The 5,201-nt window shown below is 67.4% G+C and carries 6 protein-coding genes; all 6 read right to left on the bottom strand.

The window, feature by feature from the left end; all coding sequences use genetic code 11:
• Positions 1-552 (bottom strand): aminotransferase class I/II-fold pyridoxal phosphate-dependent enzyme (locus VJ655_RS02555; RefSeq protein ID WP_324097932.1); only part of this gene is annotated, 552 nt, incomplete at its 3' end.
• 172 nt (positions 553-724) lie between these two features.
• On the bottom strand, positions 725-1,621 hold the full coding sequence (gene mmsB, locus VJ655_RS02550; protein ID WP_324097930.1) for a 3-hydroxyisobutyrate dehydrogenase: 897 nt from the start codon (positions 1,619-1,621) through the stop codon (positions 725-727).
• A 170-nt stretch (positions 1,622-1,791) separates the two neighbouring features.
• Positions 1,792-2,592 (bottom strand): class I SAM-dependent methyltransferase, encoded by an 801-nt coding sequence (locus tag VJ655_RS02545; RefSeq protein WP_324097927.1) that lies wholly within the window; start codon positions 2,590-2,592, stop codon positions 1,792-1,794.
• A 58-nt stretch (positions 2,593-2,650) separates the two neighbouring features.
• A complete protein-coding gene (locus tag VJ655_RS02540) occupies positions 2,651-3,703 on the bottom strand; it encodes an enoyl-CoA hydratase/isomerase family protein (protein ID WP_324097925.1) in 1,053 nt (350 codons plus the stop codon).
• Between the two features lie 11 nt (positions 3,704-3,714).
• A complete protein-coding gene (locus tag VJ655_RS02535; RefSeq protein ID WP_324097923.1) occupies positions 3,715-4,308 on the bottom strand; it encodes a histidine phosphatase family protein in 594 nt (197 codons plus the stop codon).
• Positions 4,309-4,315: 7 nt separating this feature from the next.
• A partial coding sequence (locus VJ655_RS02530; RefSeq protein WP_324097921.1) for an acyl-CoA dehydrogenase family protein occupies positions 4,316-5,201 on the bottom strand: 886 nt, incomplete at its 5' end.

Below are 5,201 nucleotides of genomic sequence, written 5' to 3'. Positions count from 1 at the left end.
GAAGGCGATCAGCTTGGGCGCGTCGGCCGGCGCTTCGGCCAGCAGTTGCTCAAGATGGGCCAGGTCGTTGTGCTTGAAGATCTTGCGCGGGCCGCCGCCGTTGCGGATGCCGGCGATCATCGAGGCGTGATTCAGCTCGTCCGAGAAGATGATCAGGCCGGGCAGGATCTTCTGCACGACCGACAGGCTGGCCTCGTTGGAGACGTAGCCCGAGGTGAACAGCAGGGCCGCTTCCTTGCCGTGCAGGTCGGCCAGCTCGGCCTCCAGCATGACGTGGTCATGGTTGGTGCCCGAAATGTTGCGGGTGCCGCCCGAGCCCGAACCATGCGCGTCGATGGCGGCCTTCATGGCGTCCATCACGACGGGGTTCTGGCCTTGGCCGAGATAGTCGTTGCTGCACCAGACCACGACCTCGTGTTCCGAACCGTCCTGACGGGTCCAGGTGGCGCGCGGGAACTGGCCGCGTTGGCGCTTCAGGTCAGCAAAAACCCGGTATCGACCTTCGTCGCGGATCTGGTCGACGGCGCTGCGGAAAGCGGCTTTGTAATCCATCACGATCTTTAAACCGGCGGCCAATCGGCCCGGCGGTCCCCTTAATGCAGGCTGGGCTTTTCGCACCAAGCGCCGCTAGTGTCCATCTAAGGGCGTTTACCTAGCAAATGGAAATAAGCGATCTGGCGCATCGTTTTTGTCGATGGACCGGCCGCGTGGAGGCGCCCCAGGGTCAAGCCAGATCCGCGAGTCGACCGCGCAGAAGCTGGATGACCGCCGAGAAGTCCTTGCCGGCGAAACCATTGCCCGCGAACAGGGCGTACTGGGCCTCGGCCAGGGCGCCCATCGGCGTCGCCGCGCCCGCCTGGGCGGCGGCTGCCTGGGCCAGCTTCAGGTCCTTGAGCATCATCGCCGTGGCGAATCCGCCTTCGTAGCCGCGATCGGCAGGGGTCTGCGGCCCCACGCCCGGCACGGGGCAATAGGTGCTCAGCGACCAGCATTGTCCCGACGACTTGCCGGCGATCTCGAAGAAGCGATCCGCCGCCAGGCCCAGCTTCTCGGCCAGGGCGAAGGCCTCGCAGACGCCCAGCATCGATATGCCCAGCAGCATGTTGTTGCAGATCTTGGCCGCCTGACCCGCGCCGTGATCGCCGGCGTGAATTGTCGCGCGCGACATCGGCGCCAGCGCCGCCTCGACGGCCGCGAAGTCGGCCTCGTCGCAGCCGACCATGAACGCCAGGCTCCCCGCCTCGGCCGCCATGACCCCGCCCGACACCGGGGCGTCGGCGAACCGAAAGCCCGCCTCACCCGCCTGGCGCGCCACGTCGCGGGCGGTCTCGACATCGATCGTGGAGCAATCGATCAGCAAGGCCGACTTCGGCGCGCTCTTGAGCACCTGTTCGCCATAGACCGCGCGAACGTGCGGTCCGGCGGGCAGCATGGTGATCACCACCTCGGCGTCGACGACGGCCTCGGCGACCGAGCCCGCGGCCTGACACCCCGCGGCGACCGCGCGCTCCAGGGCGTCGGCGGAAAGGTCGAAGGCCCGGACCTGATGGCCGCCCCTCGCCTGGTTGGAGGCCATTCCCCCGCCCATGTTGCCCAGACCGATGAACGCCACGCGGGTCATGCGCTGCTCCCTGCAAATGCGAACCGCGCCTCGTGGGCGGGGTTCTTATACGTTGAAAACTGTCATCCCGGCCGCGGCGGAGCGGAGGGCCGGGACCGCCACGAACTCGGCGCTTCCGGCGGTCCCGGCTCGGCGCGCTTCGCGCTTGGCCGGGATGACAGCCTTGATCGTCAGCGCGCCGAGGCAGGCTTGCGGAACTTGTAGACGAACTGGTCGGTCTTGCCGCGGATCGACGGGTCGTAGACGTTGGCCGTGCGGGGATCGGCGGATCTGCGCAGCACCTTGCTCTCGCCCTCGAAGATGAAGCCCGCCGCCGTCACCTCGGACTTCACCACCGCCGAGTCGATGCGGTGCAGGTCCTCGGTGTTGCGCAGGCCCGAACCCGGCTCGGCCGAGTGGTCGATGACCAGGTAAACGCCACCGGGCTTCAGCGCCTTGAAGATCTGGCGGTTCACCACCGACAGGTCGGCGGGGCCCATGAACTTGTCGTGCATGTCGTGATAGTTCTGGGCGGTGAACACCAGGTCCAGCTTCTCCGGCGCGGCGAAGTTCGGCAGCGTGTTTAGAACCACTTTCACATTCGAATAGGCCGGGTCGCGAGCGACCGCGTTCACCGTCGGCTCGCGATTGGCCAGCTTGGTCAGCTCGTCAGGCACATAGGCGTAGACGCGGCCCTTGGGACCGACGGCCTTGGCGAAGATGCGGGTGAAGTAGCCGCCGCCCGGGATCAGGTCGGCGACCTTGGCCCCCGGCTTGACGCCGGCGAAGGCCAGGACCTCGCCAGGGTGGCGGTCATTGTCCCGAACCATGTCGGCGGCGGGGCGCGACGGATCGCTCAGCGCGGCGGCGATGTTCGCCGGGATCGCCGCGGCCGCATGACCGGAAGGCGGCGGAGGCGGCCCCATCATCGGCTCGGTGGCGCAGGCGGCGAGGCCCAGCGCGGCGACGAGACTGAGAAGCGGCTTACGCATGGCAATCCTTCCAAACCGACATGTTCTTGTTACCGACCACGTTAGCGCACGACATCCGCTACGTCAGCGGCGTCCATTCTTCGTTCGGCGGCAGAGGCGCGAAAATCTCGTCGAGCATGGCGTCGGTGACGTCCTCGATGCGGGCGGGATCCCAGCGCGGGGCGTTGTCCTTGTCAACGATCACCGCTCGCACGCCCTCGATGAAGTCGTGCTTGCGGACGACGCGCGAACCGATCCGGTATTCCATCGCCATGTTGTCGGCGAAGTCGGTCATGGCCGCGCCGCGCTTCAACTGCTCGAAGGCGACCTTCATCGTCTGGGGCGACTTGGTCTTCAGGACCTCCAGCTGCGCCTTGCCCCAATCGCTGGAGTCCAGCGTCAGGAACTCGAAGATCTGCTCGACGCTGTCGCCGACGAACAGGCGGTTGAGATCTTCCTCGAAGCCCAGCAACGAGGCCTTGCCAGCGTCGGCGCGGTACTTGCGCAGGGTCTCGTCGATTCGGCGCGGATCGGCGATGATCGCCTTCTTCAGCCCCTCGATCGCGCCGAACTCGACGAAGTGGGTCGCGATGCCCAGCCGCATGCAGTCCGCGCCCTTGATCCGCGCGCCGGTGAGCGCCAGCCACAACCCCGCCTTGCCGGGCAGGCGCGGCAGGTACCAGCCGCCGCCGACATCGGGGAACAGGCCGATGCCGGTCTCGGGCATGGCGAAGGTCGTGCGCTCGGTGGCGATCCGCACATGCGCGGGCATCGAGATCCCGACGCCGCCGCCCATCACCACGCCGTCCATCACCGCCACGACGGGCGTCTCATAGGTGAACAGCAGGTGGTTCAGCTGATATTCGGTGTGGAAGAACTTCCGCGCCTCGACGCCGTCCTTCGCGCCGCTGTCGGCCAGCATGCGGATATCGCCGCCGGCGCAGAAGCCGCGCTCGCCGGCGTGGTCGATCAGGACCATGTAGATCTCGGGATCGTCCCGCCAGTCGAGCAGCGCGCCGATCATGGTCTCGCACATCGAGAGGGTCAGGGCGTGCAAGGCCTTGGGGCGGTTCAGGGTGATCCGGCCGACATTCTTTTCGACGCGGATCAGGACTTCGGGTTCGTCGGTCATCGGCTCTTATCTTAAGCGGGTTCGGCGACGGGCGCGCAGGCGATGCGGTCAATCCGGCCGCCGCTGAGACGGAAGATAGCGTCCTGGGGCACGTCCTGGGCGATCACCTCGGCGCGCGACAGGTTGGCGTAGGCGCCCCGCAGCATCCAGCCGGCGATGCCGTGGCTGACCACGATCAGCTTCCGCCCAGGCTCCGGTGTCTGGTCGCCAAGCCAGCCGGAGACGCGGCCCATGATGTCCTCGTAGGTCTCGCCGTTCGGAGACTTGAACGCCCACTCCGGGTCGCTCAGCAGCGCCGGGCTCTCGCGCTTGACCTCGTCGCGCAGGCGGTTCGACCAGTCGCCAACGCTGATCTCCATCAGCCGATCCTCGAATTCGACCGGCAGGCCAAGACGCGCGCCGATCATCTCGGCCGTGTCGCGCGCCCGGCGCAGCGGACTGGCGACGATGCGCCAGCCGTCGGGGTCTTGAACCTGAGAGGCCAGGAGCTCCGCCATCGCCGCCGCCTGGGCTCGACCCAGCGGGGTCAGGTCGGACTCGGTCTGGCCCTGCATGCGGCCTTCGCGGTTGTGGAAGGTCTGGCCGTGCCGACAGAGATAGATCATCCGGCGCTCATTGGCGGAACATCTCGCGGGCGATGATGACGCGCATGATCTCGTTGGTCCCTTCCAGGATCTGGTGCACCCGCAGGTCGCGCACGATGCGCTCCAGCGGATAGTCCTGGAGGTAGCCGTAGCCGCCGTGCAGCTGCAAGGCGTCATTGGCCACCTGGAAGCCGGCGTCGGTGGCGAAGCGCTTGGCCATGGCGCACAGCTTGGTCGCCTCGGGATGACGATTGTCCAGGGCGTGGGCCGCGCGACGCACCATCAGGCGGGCCGCCTCCAGCTCGGTGGCCATGTCGGCCAGCTTGAACTGCAGGGCCTGGAAGTCCCTCAGCGGCCGGCCGAACTGATTGCGGGTCTCGAGATAGGCCTTGGCCGTGTCCAGGGCGAACTGGGCGCCGCCCAGCGAGCACGAGGCGATGTTCAGCCGCCCGCCGTCCAGGCCTATCATGGCGAAGCGGAAGCCTTCGCCCTCCTGGCCGATACGGTTCTCGACCGGCACGCGGCAGTTGTCGAAGTTCACCTGCGCCGTCGGCTGGGCGTTCCAGCCCATCTTGCGCTCGTTGGCCCCGAAGCTGAGGCCCGGCGTTCCCTTCTCCACCACGAAGGCCGAGACGCCCTTGGCGCCGTCCCCGCCCGTGCGCGCCATCACGACATAGACGTCCGAGACGCCGCCGCCGGAGATGAAGGCCTTGCCGCCGTTCAGGACATAGTGGTCGCCGTCGAGCTTGGCGGTCGTGCGCATGGCCGCCGCGTCCGAGCCCGAGCCCGGCTCGGTCAGGCAGTAGCTGGCGATCAGCTCCATGGAGGTCAGGCGCGGCAGGTAGCGCTTGCGCAGATCGTCGGAGCCGAAGCGGTCGATCATCCACGAGGCCATGTTGTGGATGGTCAGATAG

Source organism: Caulobacter sp., assembly GCF_035254145.1.
Lineage (GTDB): Bacteria > Pseudomonadota > Alphaproteobacteria > Caulobacterales > Caulobacteraceae > Caulobacter.
The sequence above is the reverse complement of the archived record's forward strand: the minus strand, read 5'-3'. Positions and strand labels throughout refer to the sequence as shown.

Coding starts and splice junctions, on each gene's coding strand:
- VJ655_RS02540 (WP_324097925.1), bottom strand. CDS start 3,703: ATGACCGACGAACCCGAAGTCCTGATCCGCGTCGAAAAGAATGTCGGC.
- VJ655_RS02545 (WP_324097927.1), bottom strand. CDS start 2,592: ATGCGTAAGCCGCTTCTCAGTCTCGTCGCCGCGCTGGGCCTCGCCGCC.
- mmsB (WP_324097930.1), bottom strand. CDS start 1,621: ATGACCCGCGTGGCGTTCATCGGTCTGGGCAACATGGGCGGGGGAATG.
- VJ655_RS02535 (WP_324097923.1), bottom strand. CDS start 4,308: ATGATCTATCTCTGTCGGCACGGCCAGACCTTCCACAACCGCGAAGGC.